This window comes from Actibacterium sp. (assembly GCF_041584535.1).
Classification (GTDB): Bacteria; Pseudomonadota; Alphaproteobacteria; order Rhodobacterales; family Rhodobacteraceae; genus Actibacterium_D.
This window is the reverse complement of record NZ_JBFHDW010000448.1, coordinates 1-1,164: the sequence shown is the minus strand read 5'-3', so window position 1 is coordinate 1,164 and position 1,164 is coordinate 1. Positions and strand designations below refer to the sequence as shown.

General features: G+C 62.8%; 3 protein-coding genes. All 3 read right to left on the bottom strand.

Annotation, left to right across the window (positions count from 1 at the left end; genetic code table 11):
• A partial coding sequence (lepB, locus tag ABYW26_RS14655; protein ID WP_372605654.1) for a signal peptidase I occupies positions 1–485 on the bottom strand: 485 nt, incomplete at its 3' end.
• Between the two features lie 55 nt (positions 486–540).
• The gene (gene acpS, locus ABYW26_RS14650; RefSeq protein WP_372605653.1) at positions 541–942 is read right to left on the bottom strand and encodes a holo-ACP synthase; all 402 of its coding nucleotides are present in this window, start codon (positions 940–942) and stop codon (positions 541–543) included.
• Positions 939–1,164 (bottom strand): pyridoxine 5'-phosphate synthase (locus ABYW26_RS14645; protein WP_372605652.1); only part of this gene is annotated, 226 nt, incomplete at its 5' end. The genes acpS and ABYW26_RS14645, both read right to left, overlap by 4 nt.

The window sequence follows — 1,164 nt, the reverse complement described above, 5'->3', positions numbered from 1 at the left end:
TCGCATTCGCCGCCCTCGCCCACCGGGGCGTTCGAACATTGCGGGTAATAGCCGACCGGGCCTTGCTTTTGATAGGTCTCGGTAAAGGTGCCTGCGGGCTCCCGCTTGACCGGATCGCCATTGATGAACAGCGCGCCGTTCTTGACCTGAACCGTGTCGCCCGGCAGGCCGATCAGGCGCTTGATAAAATCCGAGCCATTGCCCGGATGCCGGAACACAACGACATCGCCGCGCTCGGGGTCGCGGGCCAGAATGCGGCCCTCGAACGGGCACAGGCCGAACGGGCAGGAATAGCGCGAATAGCCATAAGCCATCTTGTTGACGAACAGGAAATCGCCGACCAGCAGCGTATCTTTCATCGACCCCGACGGGATCCAGAACGGCTGAAAGAACAGCGTGCGGAACACGCCTGCAATCAACAGCGCCCACACCACCGTCTTGATGGTTTCACCGATGCCGCCGTCTTGTTTGCTTTTGCTCGCCATAAGCCCGTCCTGCCTGAAATCTGCCCTCGCTTCATGAGCGGCACAGGTGTCGGAGTCAAGCCAAGGGCCGGGCTTCGATCACCACAAATGCCTGCGCCCACGGGTGATCGTCAGTCAAAGTGACGTGAATGATCGCCTCGTGCCCCGGTGGGGTCATTTCCTGCAAGCGTTCAGCCGCCCAGCCGGTGACCTGCATGACCGGCTGACCGGTGTGCAGATTGCTGACCGCCATGTCGCGCCAGCTGATCCCCATGCGCAACCCGGTGCCCAGCGCCTTGGAACAGGCCTCTTTCGCGGCCCAGCGTTTGGCATAGGTGCCAGCGGTATCAGCGCGCGAGTCGGCCTTGCGCTGTTCGGTTTCGGTAAAGACCCGGTTGCGAAAACGGTCGCCGAACCGGTCCAGCGTGCCCTGAATCCGGTCGATATTGGCCAGATCGGTGCCGATCCCCAAGATCATCCTGCCGCCCCGTCCCGCGCCAGATCCATCTGGCGGCGCATTTCGGTGATGGCCGGACCAAGACCGCGAAAGATCGCCTCGCCGATCAGGAAGTGGCCGATGTTCAACTCCATCACCTCGGGCAGGGCCGCGACGGGTTGCACGGTGTCATAGGTCAGGCCATGCCCGGCATGGACCTCAAGCCCCAGCGAATGCGCATAGGCGGCCATGTCGGCCAGCCGC

What these genes read in the sequence shown, in the direction of transcription:
- acpS (WP_372605653.1), bottom strand. Translation starts at nt 942, where the DNA reads ATGATCTTGGGGATCGGCACCGATCTGGCCAATATCGACCGGATTCAG.